This window comes from Levilactobacillus zymae, assembly GCF_032190635.1.
GTDB lineage: Bacteria > Bacillota > Bacilli > Lactobacillales > Lactobacillaceae > Levilactobacillus > Levilactobacillus zymae_A.
On the sequence record NZ_JAVLAS010000001.1, the window covers coordinates 1636927 to 1650738 of the forward strand.

The following is a 13812-nucleotide window of genomic DNA, read 5'->3' on the forward strand; positions in this document are numbered from 1 at the left end:
GGTCATTGACTGAATATTAGTAGCTAAGATTTTGAAGTGGGACTTGTTCGCCTTTATAATTAAGTGTAAATGGGCCACATTGAGCCGCTAACCTGTAGTATCCGCGTTGAGATTTTGATAAACCTTTATACCAAGTATCAAAATCGGCGGCTTCATGCTTAGTAGCTTTGCCGGGCTTAGGACTAGTTACTTGCATATCGGTTAATTTAATCCATCCGGCTGCCTTATTTTTGGCATTAGATTTCATATAGTAATAAACCATCCAACTACCATTGTGTTTGACTTGAGTGATTTTAGTTCGAGTCCACTTTTTAGTCTTATAGTTCTTTAAATAATGAATGGTCTTTAATTTTACATTCTTAGATGGACCACTAATAGAATAAACTCGACCTTTTTTATTAGCAACTTTATATTGATAGCGACTATTCATAGCATCTTTAGAAATTCGACTATATCCAGTTTTCTTGGCCGCTTGTGCCATCACATTATCGGTGTTTCCATTAACACCTAAAGTTCCAATCCCGGTACCACCCAACATCAACCCAACGCCCATTAAGGCGATAGCCTTGTTCATTTTCTTCATCCGTCATTACTCCCTTTTTTCCATATTTTCAGAACATTCCCCGTGATCTTGACAGTTATTTCTTGTAATAATAATTATCTCCTGAGACATCCCCTGTGTGAATATCTGAGTACGTGAGAAGTTTTAGCGCTTTTTTTCCGTGATGCTTAACCACTTTGTAAACGGTGTTGTAGTCCGTCATTCGCTCGAGACCGCCAATTAGCCACTTACCATGTTTTTTATTTTTAAGGCAAATTACAAGTTTAATCCGAACAAGCCCGGAATCTTTCAATGGCAGTCTGTTGATGATGTATTTTTAATGGTCGTTGATTAATTAGTTCAAGTGCTGCTAGGATCTCATCAGTCGTTACTTGGCTAAAATTGGTCTTTTTCGGGAAGAACCAGCGTAACCGTCTATTAAAATATTCATTGGAACCTCGCTCCCATGGTGAATATGGATGGCAAAAATAAACTTTGATCTGATAATCCTGTTCTAAGGCCTGATAATTGGCAAACTCTTTACCATGATCAACAGTAATGGATTTTACTTGGGGACCGAAGGCCCCCATAAACTTGCCAAAGGCGGTGTTTAGAGCCTTAGCCGTTCTATTAGGGGCTTTGATGGCCCATAGAAGTCGGGTCTTACGTTCTACGAATGTAACCAGACATGATCGTGACTCACTTCGACTAGAAAGCACCGTATCTACTTCCCAATGACCAAAAGCTAACCGTTGATTAACAGTTGTTGGCCGTTGTTCGATGGAAGTCCCACTTGTAAATTTCCCACGATTTTCGCTCACTCGGTGCTGGCGGACATTCCGATTGGGTAGATCAGTCAATTTGAAGGGGAGCCAGCCACGATTAAGCCAATTATAAATTGACGCAGTGCTCAAGTTATAAGCGGCCGCAATGGTTTCTGGTGACCAGGTTAATCGTAAGTGATTGGTAATTAAAGTCGCTAATGCTGCCGTCAGCATCGAACGACGACCGCAATTCCGCCTTTTGCGATCTGCATCTTGCTGAGCTAATTCTGGATCATAAGGTTTAACCCGGTCCAACTCATAGCTAATCGTAGCTTTGGCGACGCCTAAGGCGTCAGCCATTACTTGGTAAGATTTATTCCCCTCATTGACCAGTTGTGCTAGTGCGCCACGTTGAAAACGTGATAAAGTAGATGTACCCAAAGTAATCACTCCCTATATTGGTTGGAATTAGCTACTACCATTGTAAGTGATTGCTTTGGGCTTTTTAATTTCTGTTCGGATTAATTATAGAATTTGCCTTGCCTAAAAATTTAATGAAAGAACCCAGTTGTTTCAATCGAATTTAGGTTCAATAATCTGCAGCATTAAGTTTAATTGCAGATTAAAAACGACCCACCTGTCTTTAATTGAGTATTCGTGTGACATTCGCCCCGCAACCGCAGTAACCCCCGGTATAGCAACCTTTAACCCCCCTTGGGTGCACTCAAGTTGCGCGAAAATAACTTGCTATTTGCGAAATGCTTTAACTTAGTTGCTTGTGGGAGCGCTCCCACTAATCGATAGTAGATTTAGAACATTGACTACGGTTAGGAGGAAACGCTCATGTTAACTGTTCAGCACGTTAAAACTTATATTCGGCGAAGACCCATTGTCAAAGACATCACCTTTACGATTGCCCCCGGCAGCATCGTGGGCTTAATTGGGCCTAACGGGGCCGGCAAAACTACGCTGATGAAAACGATTCTAGGATTGACCAAGTTTAGTGGCACCATTCAGATCGCCCAAGCTCCGGTCACCGAAACGGACCACCAGGCATTGCGGCGTGTAGGCGCCCTCATTGAACACCCCGCCATCTACCCCTTTTTGACCGGACTGCAAAATTTAGAACTTTACTCCCAGGACCCGACCGACCGGCAACAACTAATTACCACACTAGGAATGGACAGTTATATTCGGCAAAAAGCCAAGGGGTATTCTCTAGGGATGAAACAGAAGCTGGGGATTGCCATTGCCTTTCTTAACCACCCCCAATTGATCATTCTCGACGAACCTATGAACGGTCTCGACGTTGAAGCCACCATTGGCGTCCGCCAACTCATTCACCAATACGCCGCTCAGGGAACGGCCTTCCTGATCTCCAGCCACATTTTAAGCGAGCTCCAGCGGGTGATGACCCAGGTCATTCTGATCAATCACGGCCAACTCATCGTCAATCAACCCCTGGACCAGTTTAATCAATTGCATCATCAGAACTACCAATTTCGCACTACCGCCCCGCAGCAGACACGTCAACTGCTGGAAGCCCAACGGATTTCATTCACAACTCACCAGTCCTATTTCTCCGTGCGCCGGGAAACCATCTTTGCGCTACAGGACCTGCTGGCCACCCACCACATCTACTTAGAAGAATTAGCCCCCGTTGAGCGTAACTTGGAACAAACGGTAGTCGCCATTTTGGCGCAACAACGGGAGGCCGCTCATGAAAACTAGCCTCAAAGAAGAACTGTTCAAGTTCACGCGGCAAAAAACGCCCGTTTACGGCCTACTCACCTTACTGGTGCTCATGAGCTATAGTGCTTTGACTGCGCCGATTACCCCCACGCAACTCATTTTCGAATTTGGGGCCGTTCAGTGGGTCACGATTATTATGATTGCCGTTAGTTCAGCGTTTCTGGCAATGGAATACCGCCAGCACACGATTATCCTACTAGTCGCTAAACATCCACGGCGATTCCAAGTTTATCTGGCTAAGCTACTGGTGCTTTGGCTCTACAGTCTTGTCCTCACGGGACTGGCGACAATGTTTACGGTCGTCCTTAAAACAATCTTTGTGGGTCACCGCTACGGGTGGTTCCACCCCGTCGCCCATCACCAGACGCTTTTCGCGTTATTAAGCGGTAACGTGTTGGGGACACTCCTCTATACGTTATTCATCGTCGCCCTGTCCTTACTATTAACTACCCTCGTTAAAAGTAACGCGATTGTGATTGGCATCGGGCTGACGCTGGGGTTCATGGGCGCGGGCTTTTCGGTGGCTTTTATGCACGCCTTTGCCGCCCAAGTAGCCCTGATTCGGTGGAACCCGCTGAATATGATTTTTATTACCCAACAATTAGCCAACCCGCCCTACGCAGCCATTTCACACCTCAGTAACGGGCAGGTGATCAGCGGCACCCTGCTGTATACCGTGGCCTTTATCTTGATTGGGTACTGGCTATTTAAAAAACGGCCAGTTTAGATCGACCGTTAGGAGGGAAATTCAAATGCGACTCAGTTTACAACAGGAGTTTTACAAGCTCCGCCACCGCAAAATCGTTTGGCTAGCGCCCATCATTCTCCTCGTTCTGATGGTCATGACCGGCTACACAATAGGGTATAATGAAACTAAATTGTCAATGGCCACTAGTTACGATGCCCCTGATTGGCTCATGCTGATCTTAGTCGTGGTCGGCGCCACTACCTTCTCCATGGAATTTCAAAATCACGCCATCTTAACTTTACTGTACAAGGCGCCCGCCAAACGAGACGTGTACCTCGCCAAATACATCGTCATTCTGGGGTACAACGTTTTCCTGCACGGCGTTGCTATCTTATGGACAATGCTCCTGTGCCAAACGCCCCTTAATCGCCCCGTCGCTTGGTCAACCGTCTACCTTTACCACCAGCCGCTCTGGGAAAACCTGCTCAAAACCATGGCGGTAGACGTTGTGACCACCACCTTGATCATTAGCCTAATTTTTCTGCTCTCGTGCCTGATTAATAATAATGCAGTCGTCATTAGCGTGAGTCTACTCGTGGTCTTTATGGGCCAGTTTGTGTCGTCTAATCTGCTGATGGCCAACCGGGGCGTATGGTTGTTGCGCTGGAATCCCTTTAACATGACCAACTTAACGCGGGAGTACTACAACTACACCACCTATTACGCCACCAGTCACCTGCAAAACTCACAACTTTTACTAGGTACCTTACTTTACACGGGGCTCTTTGTCGTGAGTGGGTATCTCATCTTTAGAAAAAAGCGTTTTTAACGCCGCCGGAGGTTATCACCATGAATCAATTTCCCCAACAACTCAAAAAACTTAGAAAAGCCACGAATACTACCCAGGACGACCTAGCTAGTCAGTTATTCGTGACCCGCCAGGCCATTTCCAAATGGGAATCCGGAGACTCCACGCCCGACCTGACAAACCTGATCAAGTTAACCGATATCTTTAACGTCAGCCTCGACACACTAGTTTTTGGTCGTGACGAGCAGGACTCAAAGGTCGATACGAGTGAATTCGTATTCGATCCCAAGCGGAACCGTTACGTGCGCCGGTTCGGCAACATGAACTTTTGGGATTTTTTGGCCGGTTATTGGTGGGTCCTAGTGATTCTGGCTTTTATCATCGGATTCTTTTCAATCTTCTGGGCGGCGTCGATACATTAACTCCCGTCCTCACATCACCCAAAACCAGGGGAACAACAGAAACCGCCACAGCACACACCCTAACGTATCCCCGTATGCCGGTTCCAACTTTTCTCGCTGGTTCTCGAGGGTGACGGCCGGAAAGCCAATAAGGAAAAACAATGTGCCAGAAATCCTGGTGTTACTGTTCAACCGCCAAAGGTCGGCAATGACCCAGATCAACGTAATCACGTAAACCAGCCGAACGCCCCACAACAGGCCTTTAATCTTAGTCAGCGCGTTCATGGTGCCATCCCCCTTCTAGATCCAGCATACCGAAAGTTACCGACCAACGCAAAACGCCTCTCAGGTACAATGATGTCATCTGGGAGGCGCTTTGCTCTCTAATTGTTGCTATCACAAACCGAACCGACTAAAAAAGCGGACCCCGCAATTAATTTGCGAGGCCCGATTCTTTAACTACTTTTGCCACAAGAACTTAATCAATAAGCGGTTGACCTGGGCGTTATCGTGTAACTTACTATGCTGGGCGTTGGCCCCCACGATGCGGCGTTCCTGATACGACTTAGCCCGGTCGGCCACCAGATAACGCAGCGACTTGGACGACGCGTTGCTGACGCGTCCGTCCGAATGGGTGCCGTTGTTCAGGTCGCCATAAATGTTGAGTACCCGGGTCTGGCGCGGATAGCGTTGCCGCAACGCCAGTAATTGCTGGTAGTCGCGGTCCATCTTCGTGGGTTTCCCCGCCGCCGTTAATTTCATCCGGTTGGGCTCGTCGTTCATCCCCAGGATGCCGTTAAAATGTCCGGCGATGTCGACCTGCCGCTGCAGTTGTGGCAAGTGACTATTCTGCGCGTTCTTCAGCAGGTAAAAGGCCATGGCCATGTTGCCCATCGAGTGCCCCACCAGGTTGAACCGGGTGATGTGGTAGGTTTTCTGTAACCCGGTGATCACGTTTTTGGCCCAATTAGCCGTGGTTTGATAATCGCCATCGCGGTTAGCCGTGAATTGGACCGCCACGATGGGATGATAGTCACCGGCCTGAAACCGACCGCGCCAGCTGACGTGACCGTCCTTAGCGACGGTGGCGTGCAGGACGGTGCGGGTCACCCCAGCCTTTTGCGCGGCGCGAATCATCGGCATCTCGGCGTTGGCACTACTCCCATACCCGTGAAAGAACAAGGTTGGGACGTATTTGGCCCCGTCGAGTTTAGTGGTGCTGGCTTGCGGGCCCGTTTTCCCCCGCGCCGCACACCCCCCTAACACCAGTAACATCAACATTCCCAGGCCGAGCCAGAAACGGCGGTCGCGTAATCGTGATAACATCGTGACGATGACTCCCCTCACCATTAATTTATTCATTTTAGTATACGGCGAATTCAATCGGGCGTCACGCTATCACCCCTGCTAGTGTTATTTTGAAAAATTCTCAGTTAGTCCCCCGTGAATGGGTAACCGGTCTCGGGGATGGGCCCAGAATGGTAATGACCATGCAAGATCGTCTAACGTTAATCCGGTCGATCTTTCTGTTGGTCGCCATGGCGTCGTTCGCCCACCTACGTGAAAAACTAACTGCCACAAGCTTCTGACGGCCAATCTGTTCCCTAATTTGATGGGACGTGGATCGGCCTTTTTACTTATCTGCAATGGCCCTCACAGGGTAGCCGTTAAAATACTCCCCGCTACAATCAGCACCAAGCCGCTAACGGTCAGTCGTAACTCCCGGGAACTCTTCTTTTCGTGGAGAATGAAGATGGCCCCTAAGGTCGAAACCACCACGCTCAGCTGGGTGATCACGAAGACCGTGGCGATACCAGCCGCCTGGGCCGCAAAAATGTAGGCCAGTGATGACAGGCCAAAGACCAACCCAATCAAGCCGTTGCCCCAACTGGCCGGTTCGGCGAAAGCTCGCCCCTTAGTTTGCCAGAAGACGTAGACTAACGCCCCACACAAGATTCCCAGCATCTCGGGAAAGAAGAGTTGAATTCCCGCGGCATGGATCGTTTTGGGTAAGGCGCTGTAGGCCCAATACCCGATGGTGGTCGGCACTAAAATTGCCAACCCGGACATTAACGAAGATCGCCCTGTGCTTTTAGTGTCCGTGATCGCGGTTAGCGCGACCCCCGCCACCACTAAAATGATGGCGATGGTCCCCAGTAACCGGGCGGTGGTCCCGGCCCATTCGCCAAAAATCAACACCCCGATCAGCGACGTACCGACGATTTGCAAGCCCGTGGAAATGGGCATGGTGCGGGTCACCCCGATGCGGGTGAAGGCTACGAACTGTCCGACTTCGCCCCAGGCCCACAGGAAGCCCGCTGCAAAGCTCAACCAAAAGTTCAGCCCGTGAACGCTCCCCGCCAAGAGTCCCACCAGCACACCGACCAGGCCGGCCCCCATTCCAGTACCTAGAATCTGATTGGTAGGGCTACCCCCAACTTTGCGAGCAATCAGCGGTTGTATCCCCCAACCCAGTGCCGGAATTAATGCCATTAGAATTCCCATACACCCACACACCCTTTCTGCAGCGTCACCACTCAATACCTATGCTATTTTTTCCATTAACCAATGACCTGATTAGACTTTCAAGATCCACTATAACCTGACTTCTGCGGCGTCCCAACTAACGCGGGGTTAAAAACGACACAAAAGAAACCTGCCAAATTAACAAAAAATCGCATTTTCCGCTCCCATTTTGTTGGTTGGGTAATGAGGGCTAGTATTTGCATTTAAGTCATAATAAGCTATTATGTAATAAACGCTTAATTTGATGCAAAGAAGATGATTTTAATGACCCAAAAATCCCGCCTCGCCCAAATCATGACCCACTTGCAGCAACGCCAAACGCTTAGCCTCCACGATATCATGGCCCTCACCGGCACCTCCCGGGACACCGCCCGCCGCGACATCATCAAGTTGGCCGATAGCCAGTTAGCCGAACGCAACTACGGCGGCATCAGCCTGCCCAACACCTTTAATAAGCTGGACCAGTACCTGGACCGGCAAAACGACCTGCTGACGATCAAGCGCGCCTTGGCAAAACGGGCCAGCACCCTGTTAGCCGGCCAACGGTTACTGTTTCTCGACGTTTCGTCCACGGTGACCTGTCTCCCCCAATACCTGACTACTAAATCCGCGGCTCCCGGCCTACTGGTCACCAATTCGCTCGACGTGGCCGACCAAGCCCTGCGCCATGCCGCCTACCGCACGCGCATTCTGGGCGGGCCGCTCAACGCCGAACAGCGGTGCGTTCAGGGCCCCGATAGCATTTTAGACCTCACCAAGTTTCATTTTGAGACGGCGGTGTTGAGTTGCGCGGGTTTGACGGCTGACGGGGTGTACTACGCCTACGAAGACGACATCGCCGTGAAGGCCGCCCTCAAGCAACAAAGCACGCAGCTCATGTTACTGGTGGACCACACTAAAGTGAACGTGACCCACAACTTTCGGCTCTTTAAGCCCAGCGACTTCGCCACCATCGTGACCGACCAACCCTTACCGGCCGAAATTGCCGCCCAGATTCCGGCGGACCGGTTGGTGGTCCTTGAAGGAGGAACTACTAATCATGACTGACGACCTACTAACCACCCAACGCAACATGCTAGCGCTGATTCAAAGTGGTCTGGCGTTTACCCAGGACCCGTTCGACCGGGACCGCTACCAAAAACTCCAAGCCTTTCTTCTACAACAAATGGCCCTCAATCCCCAGGTGAACGTGGCTCAGTTGAAAACGGCGCTGGCCCAAGACACCGGGTACGTGACGCCCAAGGTCGACGTACGCGCGTTGATCCTAAAAGCCGACCGCATTTTGCTAGTACAAGACGTGCCCACCCAAACCTGGGCACTGCCCGGCGGTTACGCGGACGTCGGCTATTCGCCCCGAGAAAACGTTGAACGCGAGGTCCGTGAAGAAACGGGACTGGCCGTGCGGACTCGTGGCCTGTTACACATCTTTGACACGGCCCAGCGCCCCGACATCCCCCAGGTCGCCCAATTCTACAAGTTAGTCTTTGCGTGCGAGCCGCTGGAGGGCCACTTCGAGCCCAGCATGGAGGTCGACCGGATCGGCTATTTCGACTTAGACGCCCTGCCGCCGTTGTCGTTAAACCGGACCACACCGGAACAGTTGACCACGCTGATGCAAGCGCAACGCGCCCAGGTGCTTAGCCGAACCGACTAGTTATCCGTTCCCCCGTTAGGCGCGTTGCGGCACCAAATTCCCGTAAAAGTGTGATGTTTTCGTGACCACGACCTTGTGATTTCATTAAGCCCCCAAAGAAACCGTAAAGACCAGCCCCAAAAGGTGTTGTTCGCGCGTTTTCTGCGCTAGTATGAGAAGCATATTCAGTTACCCGCTGATCTCAATTCTCAAACGGAGGTGGTTATATGCGCTGGGAACCCTTACTCATCATCTTACTTGTGGCCAGTCTAAGTGGCCTGACCATTCTGACCACGGTGGTCAATCGACAACATCGTTGGTTTGTCTTAATCACCTTAGGCTACTTAACCGGTTTAGCCGCTATCGTGTTCACCCCCTTAGCCTTTACCGGCACAGCCGTCTATATCATGCCGCCCGGCACGGGGCGTGTGAACTTGACCCAACTCGACTTGTTTAACTTAGGCTTTGCCGAAAATATCCTAATGACCCTGCCGCTCGGCCTGCTGGTCAAATGGCTGTGGCCGCGCCTACCGCTGATCGGCGTGACCCTCTTCGGGTTCTTCGTCGGCGGTAGCATCGAAACCCTGCAATACGTCTTGTCTCATCACTGGTTGATCAACCGCAGTAGCGACATCAACGACGTCTTAGCCAACATGCTGGGTGTCTTGGTGGGCGGCGCCTTAGTGGCCCTGTACTACCACTTCAGACCGGTGCGCCAACGCAAGCTGACCGCCGCTCAGGCCAGTTAGTCCCTTGTTAACGACAACTCACAAAAGTCCCGTCGGTCAGCTCGACCGGCGGGGCTTTTGACGTAGTTGCAATCCAACAGCACCCAGCGTAAACTCAACGTATTACCTGCTTTGGAGAGGATGTTTGCATGTTACCTAGTTTAAAACGTGCCTGGCAAAACCCGTTAACGGCCTATTACCTGGCACTAGTACTCCTGATCATCATCGCGTGGTTTGCCCGGGGCTTTCTGTCACTGGCGTTGTTTACGGTGATCTTTATTTACCTGGCTAATGCCGCCATCATGGGGATCGAACGCCATCTACATCTGGGACATCTGTTGGCGACCCTGCTGGTGTACCTAATTTTTCTAGGCATCTTAGTGGCGGCTTTCGCCCAGATCATTCCCCCGCTAGTCGATGAGGTGGAAAACCTGCCACACGCGGTCAATCGCTTGATTCAAACCTACCCACAGCTGGAAACGTCGGCCAAGAAGGTGATCAAGAACCTCACCCAAAACGCGTCCGTCATCAGCAACAGTAAGACGCTCTTCACCTCAGGCATTGGCAAACTTTCCCGGTTGAGTTCCGGGGTCGAAACCATCGTGTTGGCGTTCTTCTTCAGCTTTATTTTTAACCTGACCAAGGCCCAACTCCAACGCTTCGTCCACGCCTTTACTAAGAGTCGTTTCGCGAAGTTGTTCGTACCGATGGGCGATCTAATTCTCAGTTTCGTCCAAATTTTCGGGACCGTGATTGAAACTCAGCTGTTGATTTGTTCCATTAATACGGTGTTGATGGTCTTAGGCCTCTGGATTCTGCACATGCCGAGCCTGCTGATCTTAGGAATCGCCGTGTTCTTCCTGGGCTTAATTCCGGTGGCCGGGGTCCTGATCTCGCTGATTCCGCTAACCATCATCGCCTTCGTGACCGGCGGCGTGCTACGGGTCTTGGAAGTCCTAGCCTTAGTGATTCTGGTGCACCTGTTTGAATCCTACTTCCTGCACCCCCGCTTGATGGCCAACGCCACCAACCTACCGATCTTCGTGACCTTCATCACCTTGATCGTCAGCGAGCAGATTTTTGGCACCTGGGGCCTGATCGTCGGCGTGCCGTTGGTGGCCTTCTTCCTGAAGGTCTTTGACGTCCAGCTCACGACGCCCAAGCAACCGCACCAACCGAAGAAACCCGTCTCAATATCTAAATAACATCAAAAAATCCCGTTAACCACCGACCCTCTGCGGTCTTGGTTAACGGGATTTTAACGTTTCAGCTTTAATTTTTCGCAGCCGCCTTGGTCTTACGAAAGACTAACCACTTGCTGAAGAAGTAGTTAGCTAAGACCACGACCACCTGGTCCACCAACTTCGTCAACATTTCGTTTTGCATGAGTAAGGAAACCCCGATCCACATAATGCCTTCGTCCATCACCAGGGTCAGTGCCCGCACGGAGAAGAACGATACGATTTCGCGACCCAACGCACGCATGGTAGTAAAGTGGGAATGAAAGACCCAAACCCGGTTGGTCAGATAGGCAAATAACACGGAGACGAACCAAGCCACGGCCACCCCGATTTGATAGTTCCAGTGCCACAGACTGGCCGTCATGAAGAAAACCACGAGGTTGACTAACGTGGTCAGGCCCCCGAAGACCAGGTAGGCGATAACGTCCTTATATTGGGCATACAGTTGTGCTAAGCGTTTCATGGTTGTGTCTCCCCCTGAATATAAAATCCGGTTATCCGTTTTCCTAGTCCGTTATACCCAACTCTCGCCAGAAGTACAAGCCAAGGCGTCGGGATACTAGAAAAACTTAAAGGTTGGATAGGCCACTGACCTACCACTGGTACTTACCAGTGTAGCATATGCCGCCCCTGGGTAGCTCGACCTTAGTGACTTGGTTCGGTGTTGCGGCCAGTTTTAAGATGTGGCGGGAGTGGTGGTCGGGTTGGTTGATTTAAGTTAAAGTAATTTTATTAATATTTAAGCTGTCATCATTCCATAAAAAAAGCCGTGAGGGCTACCCCTTTTTCGGCAACCCCTCACGGCTAATGCATTAAATTAAGCTTTCGTTTTTAAGCGGTGTTCCAGGTTTTGAATCACGTGACTCTTCAACACCACGTACAACAGCACGATTTGAATCGGTGTGGTCACGGCCTCTTTCATTAACCGCACGGGTAAAATGCCCCAAAGTGGCGTGTGGTACATGATCACCAGCCATTCGGAATTGAGCCCGATGTTGACCAGTACGACCACCAGTAGTTGCGCCACGATAATGCGCCACCACGTGATTGGTTGCCGGTAGAAGAACAGCGCGTAGATCAGCGAACCAACGATGGCCGAGATGGTAAACCCGACAAAATACGGGCCCCCGGTCATCAGCGTACCCACGATATCGACTAACGCCGCCGTCATCATCCCCCACCACGGGCCAAACCACTTGGCCAATAGCGCGGCCACCAGGAAGGTGAAACTCAAGCGCATAAACTGGTTACTGATGGTAAAGCGGCTGACTACCAGCTGCACCGCCATCAATAAGCCCATCGTGACCATACTCAACGTGTCCAGCTTGGGTAGCTGGGTTCTTACCATTGTCTTCATTTCAGACATCTCCTAAGGGAGTTGCCACATCGCTGCGGCCAATGCGGCAATAAGATCGCGGACCACGTGTCCTTCGTCCGGTGTTCACATTGCGTTCCACCAGCACTTAACGCCCTATTGCCTACTCCGTAAATTTTAATTACGAAGACAAGCATACCATATTTCGACGAGATTACCAGCCCAATTGCTTATTTAAATTATTATAACGACGCGTTTTCACACTAGTTTCATTTTGCACAATGTAAAATGATTGGGGAGCGGCGTTCTGGCCTGGGGTCGTCCAAGAGATCTTCGATTGGGCCCTCAAACAAGATCTGGAAAAGTTGCATTTGGCCGTTGTAAACGAACCGGATTCTAACACACAAGACGGTTACGCCGCCCTATATCACTATGCGCTAGTCAAAAACAAAATGCCTTGATTCAACGAAAGAATTTTATTCGTTGATGGCTCAGTCAAACTATCAACAATGGACTCCTAGTTAAAGGGGGGCTAGTTCTTAAAATTATCTTGTTTAATAACGAAGTCCCCCCTCTGAGACTGAATTGACTATTTAAACTTGGAGATTCACGTTGAAGTTTCTTTTCAACAGCTCAAAAGACTTTTAAAAAACTATAATTGATGATATATTATGTACTTAAAAGGAGCTGAGAACATGAAAATCTTAGATGTTCCAACTAGTAATATTAGCGAACTCAAACGGTCACCCAAAAATGTCTTTGATCAAGCCCAAGCTACTAATACCGGGGTTTACGTTTTTAATCGAAATACCCCCGCTGGCGTGGTTCTATCAGTTGCCGATTATGAAGACCTGGTTAAGGAAAACGAAGCGCTGCAAGATCAACTCCTCGAATTAAAAGCCTTAGAACGTAAGAATCATGCAGAACCCACTTTTACTGATGAACAGGTTCGGGGTAAGGCCCTAGCAAGTTCAAGGCCTAAGATTGACCCCAATGATGGCTGGGAATAGGTCATGACCGAAAATCAATATTACCAAATTCAATATCTAGCGTCTGCCAAGGGTGATTATGATCATCTTGACGGTTCCCAAAAAATTTTGATTGATAAAGCCCTAAACCGAATTCGTCTGCGGGGGATGCAGGCAGGGCAGCCACTACGCGGTGCCTTAGCAGGATTCAATAAGCTGAAACATAAAAGGGCCGGTCTCAGAATTATTTTTACCCAAGAAAATCAGCAGATTAAAATTATTGAAATTGTCGCTATTGGCAAACGTGAAGACAAAAAAGTTTATCATTTAGCCGAACAACGCATCAAAAAGTTGCCATCCAAAAAACGAAGCTAAACTAGCGAAAATGGGCTCCCAGTTAAGGGGGCCCATTTTTTAGGTTCTATGATATTTGGAGTCTGGGACAGA

The 13812-nt window shown here is 49.7% G+C and carries 17 protein-coding genes and 1 riboswitch; of the genes, 10 read left to right on the forward strand and 7 right to left on the reverse strand.

The window, feature by feature from the left end; genetic code table 11:
• Positions 1-16: 16 nt before the first annotated feature.
• Positions 17-583 (reverse strand): hypothetical protein, encoded by a 567-nt coding sequence (locus RI501_RS07605; protein WP_313821387.1) that lies wholly within the window; start codon positions 581-583, stop codon positions 17-19.
• Between the two features lie 242 nt (positions 584-825).
• Positions 826-1746 carry an IS30-like element ISLsa1 family transposase gene (locus RI501_RS07610; RefSeq protein WP_011373852.1) on the reverse strand — a complete coding sequence of 307 codons (921 nt, stop codon included), beginning with the start codon at positions 1744-1746 and terminating at the stop codon, positions 826-828.
• 402 nt (positions 1747-2148) lie between these two features.
• Between RI501_RS07610 and RI501_RS07615 the strand changes: the two genes are divergently transcribed.
• Genes RI501_RS07615 through RI501_RS07630 form a run of 4 tightly spaced genes read left to right on the forward strand, consistent with a single transcriptional unit; the run spans position 2149 to position 4975 of the window.
• Complete coding sequence (locus RI501_RS07615) at positions 2149-3036, forward strand: ABC transporter ATP-binding protein (protein ID WP_313821389.1); 888 nt, start codon at positions 2149-2151, stop codon at positions 3034-3036.
• Complete coding sequence (locus tag RI501_RS07620; protein ID WP_313821391.1) at positions 3026-3784, forward strand: ABC transporter permease; 759 nt, start codon at positions 3026-3028, stop codon at positions 3782-3784. The genes RI501_RS07615 and RI501_RS07620 overlap by 11 nt, the downstream gene beginning before the upstream one ends.
• Positions 3785-3809: 25 nt before the next feature.
• Positions 3810-4574, forward strand: coding sequence for an ABC transporter permease (locus tag RI501_RS07625; protein ID WP_313821393.1), 765 nt, complete (start codon positions 3810-3812; stop codon positions 4572-4574).
• A gap of 20 nt (positions 4575-4594) precedes the next feature.
• Positions 4595-4975, forward strand: coding sequence for a helix-turn-helix domain-containing protein (locus RI501_RS07630; RefSeq protein WP_313821395.1), 381 nt, complete (start codon positions 4595-4597; stop codon positions 4973-4975).
• 9 nt (positions 4976-4984) lie between these two features.
• Here the strand turns inward: RI501_RS07630 and RI501_RS07635 are convergent, their stop codons facing one another.
• The 3 genes from RI501_RS07635 to RI501_RS07645 form a co-directional block, all read right to left on the reverse strand.
• Positions 4985-5239 (reverse strand): hypothetical protein, encoded by a 255-nt coding sequence (locus tag RI501_RS07635; RefSeq protein ID WP_313821397.1) that lies wholly within the window; start codon positions 5237-5239, stop codon positions 4985-4987.
• A gap of 174 nt (positions 5240-5413) precedes the next feature.
• Positions 5414-6280 (reverse strand): alpha/beta hydrolase, encoded by an 867-nt coding sequence (locus tag RI501_RS07640; protein WP_313821399.1) that lies wholly within the window; start codon positions 6278-6280, stop codon positions 5414-5416.
• Between the two features lie 327 nt (positions 6281-6607).
• Entirely contained in the window at positions 6608-7459 is an 852-nt protein-coding gene (locus RI501_RS07645) for a GRP family sugar transporter (RefSeq protein ID WP_313821401.1), read from the reverse strand.
• A gap of 285 nt (positions 7460-7744) precedes the next feature.
• Here RI501_RS07645 and RI501_RS07650 point away from each other — a divergent pair, with 285 nt between their 5' ends.
• From RI501_RS07650 to RI501_RS07665, 4 genes are all read left to right on the forward strand, one after another.
• On the forward strand, positions 7745-8527 hold the full coding sequence (locus RI501_RS07650; protein ID WP_313821403.1) for a DeoR/GlpR family DNA-binding transcription regulator: 783 nt from the start codon (positions 7745-7747) through the stop codon (positions 8525-8527).
• The gene (locus tag RI501_RS07655) at positions 8520-9134 is read left to right on the forward strand and encodes an NUDIX hydrolase N-terminal domain-containing protein (protein WP_313821405.1); all 615 of its coding nucleotides are present in this window, start codon (positions 8520-8522) and stop codon (positions 9132-9134) included. The genes RI501_RS07650 and RI501_RS07655 overlap by 8 nt, the downstream gene beginning before the upstream one ends.
• A 206-nt stretch (positions 9135-9340) precedes the next feature.
• The gene (locus RI501_RS07660) at positions 9341-9862 is read left to right on the forward strand and encodes a VanZ family protein (RefSeq protein ID WP_313821407.1); all 522 of its coding nucleotides are present in this window, start codon (positions 9341-9343) and stop codon (positions 9860-9862) included.
• A 128-nt stretch (positions 9863-9990) separates the two neighbouring features.
• Entirely contained in the window at positions 9991-11046 is a 1056-nt protein-coding gene (locus RI501_RS07665; protein ID WP_313821409.1) for an AI-2E family transporter, read from the forward strand.
• Positions 11047-11113: 67 nt separating this feature from the next.
• Here RI501_RS07665 and RI501_RS07670 read toward each other — a convergent pair whose 3' ends face one another.
• Together RI501_RS07670 and RI501_RS07675 are read right to left on the reverse strand one after the other, a co-directional pair.
• Entirely contained in the window at positions 11114-11545 is a 432-nt protein-coding gene (locus tag RI501_RS07670) for a GtrA family protein (protein WP_313821411.1), read from the reverse strand.
• Positions 11546-11899: 354 nt separating this feature from the next.
• Entirely contained in the window at positions 11900-12439 is a 540-nt protein-coding gene (locus RI501_RS07675; protein ID WP_313821413.1) for a folate family ECF transporter S component, read from the reverse strand.
• A gap of 33 nt (positions 12440-12472) precedes the next feature.
• Positions 12473-12570, reverse strand: a riboswitch (THF riboswitch).
• A gap of 522 nt (positions 12571-13092) precedes the next feature.
• On the opposite strand from RI501_RS07675, the gene RI501_RS07680 reads away from it, so the two are divergent.
• Entirely contained in the window at positions 13093-13407 is a 315-nt protein-coding gene (locus tag RI501_RS07680) for a type II toxin-antitoxin system Phd/YefM family antitoxin (RefSeq protein WP_313821415.1), read from the forward strand.
• A gap of 3 nt (positions 13408-13410) precedes the next feature.
• The gene (locus tag RI501_RS07685; protein WP_313821417.1) at positions 13411-13740 is read left to right on the forward strand and encodes a type II toxin-antitoxin system RelE family toxin; all 330 of its coding nucleotides are present in this window, start codon (positions 13411-13413) and stop codon (positions 13738-13740) included.
• The last annotated feature ends 72 nt before the right edge of the window (positions 13741-13812 follow it).

What these genes read in the sequence shown, in the direction of transcription:
- RI501_RS07650 (WP_313821403.1), top strand. Translation starts at nt 7,745, where the DNA reads ATGACCCAAAAATCCCGCCTCGCCCAAATCATGACCCACTTGCAGCAA.
- RI501_RS07630 (WP_313821395.1), top strand. Translation starts at nt 4,595, where the DNA reads ATGAATCAATTTCCCCAACAACTCAAAAAACTTAGAAAAGCCACGAAT.
- RI501_RS07655 (WP_313821405.1), top strand. Translation starts at nt 8,520, where the DNA reads ATGACTGACGACCTACTAACCACCCAACGCAACATGCTAGCGCTGATT.
- RI501_RS07660 (WP_313821407.1), top strand. Translation starts at nt 9,341, where the DNA reads ATGCGCTGGGAACCCTTACTCATCATCTTACTTGTGGCCAGTCTAAGT.
- RI501_RS07665 (WP_313821409.1), top strand. Translation starts at nt 9,991, where the DNA reads ATGTTACCTAGTTTAAAACGTGCCTGGCAAAACCCGTTAACGGCCTAT.
- RI501_RS07615 (WP_313821389.1), top strand. Translation starts at nt 2,149, where the DNA reads ATGTTAACTGTTCAGCACGTTAAAACTTATATTCGGCGAAGACCCATT.
- RI501_RS07605 (WP_313821387.1), bottom strand. Translation starts at nt 583, where the DNA reads ATGAAGAAAATGAACAAGGCTATCGCCTTAATGGGCGTTGGGTTGATG.
- RI501_RS07670 (WP_313821411.1), bottom strand. Translation starts at nt 11,545, where the DNA reads ATGAAACGCTTAGCACAACTGTATGCCCAATATAAGGACGTTATCGCC.
- RI501_RS07620 (WP_313821391.1), top strand. Translation starts at nt 3,026, where the DNA reads ATGAAAACTAGCCTCAAAGAAGAACTGTTCAAGTTCACGCGGCAAAAA.
- RI501_RS07675 (WP_313821413.1), bottom strand. Translation starts at nt 12,439, where the DNA reads ATGAAGACAATGGTAAGAACCCAGCTACCCAAGCTGGACACGTTGAGT.
- RI501_RS07680 (WP_313821415.1), top strand. Translation starts at nt 13,093, where the DNA reads ATGAAAATCTTAGATGTTCCAACTAGTAATATTAGCGAACTCAAACGG.
- RI501_RS07640 (WP_313821399.1), bottom strand. Translation starts at nt 6,280, where the DNA reads ATGTTATCACGATTACGCGACCGCCGTTTCTGGCTCGGCCTGGGAATG.
- RI501_RS07635 (WP_313821397.1), bottom strand. Translation starts at nt 5,239, where the DNA reads ATGAACGCGCTGACTAAGATTAAAGGCCTGTTGTGGGGCGTTCGGCTG.
- RI501_RS07645 (WP_313821401.1), bottom strand. Translation starts at nt 7,459, where the DNA reads ATGGGAATTCTAATGGCATTAATTCCGGCACTGGGTTGGGGGATACAA.
- RI501_RS07685 (WP_313821417.1), top strand. Translation starts at nt 13,411, where the DNA reads ATGACCGAAAATCAATATTACCAAATTCAATATCTAGCGTCTGCCAAG.
- RI501_RS07625 (WP_313821393.1), top strand. Translation starts at nt 3,810, where the DNA reads ATGCGACTCAGTTTACAACAGGAGTTTTACAAGCTCCGCCACCGCAAA.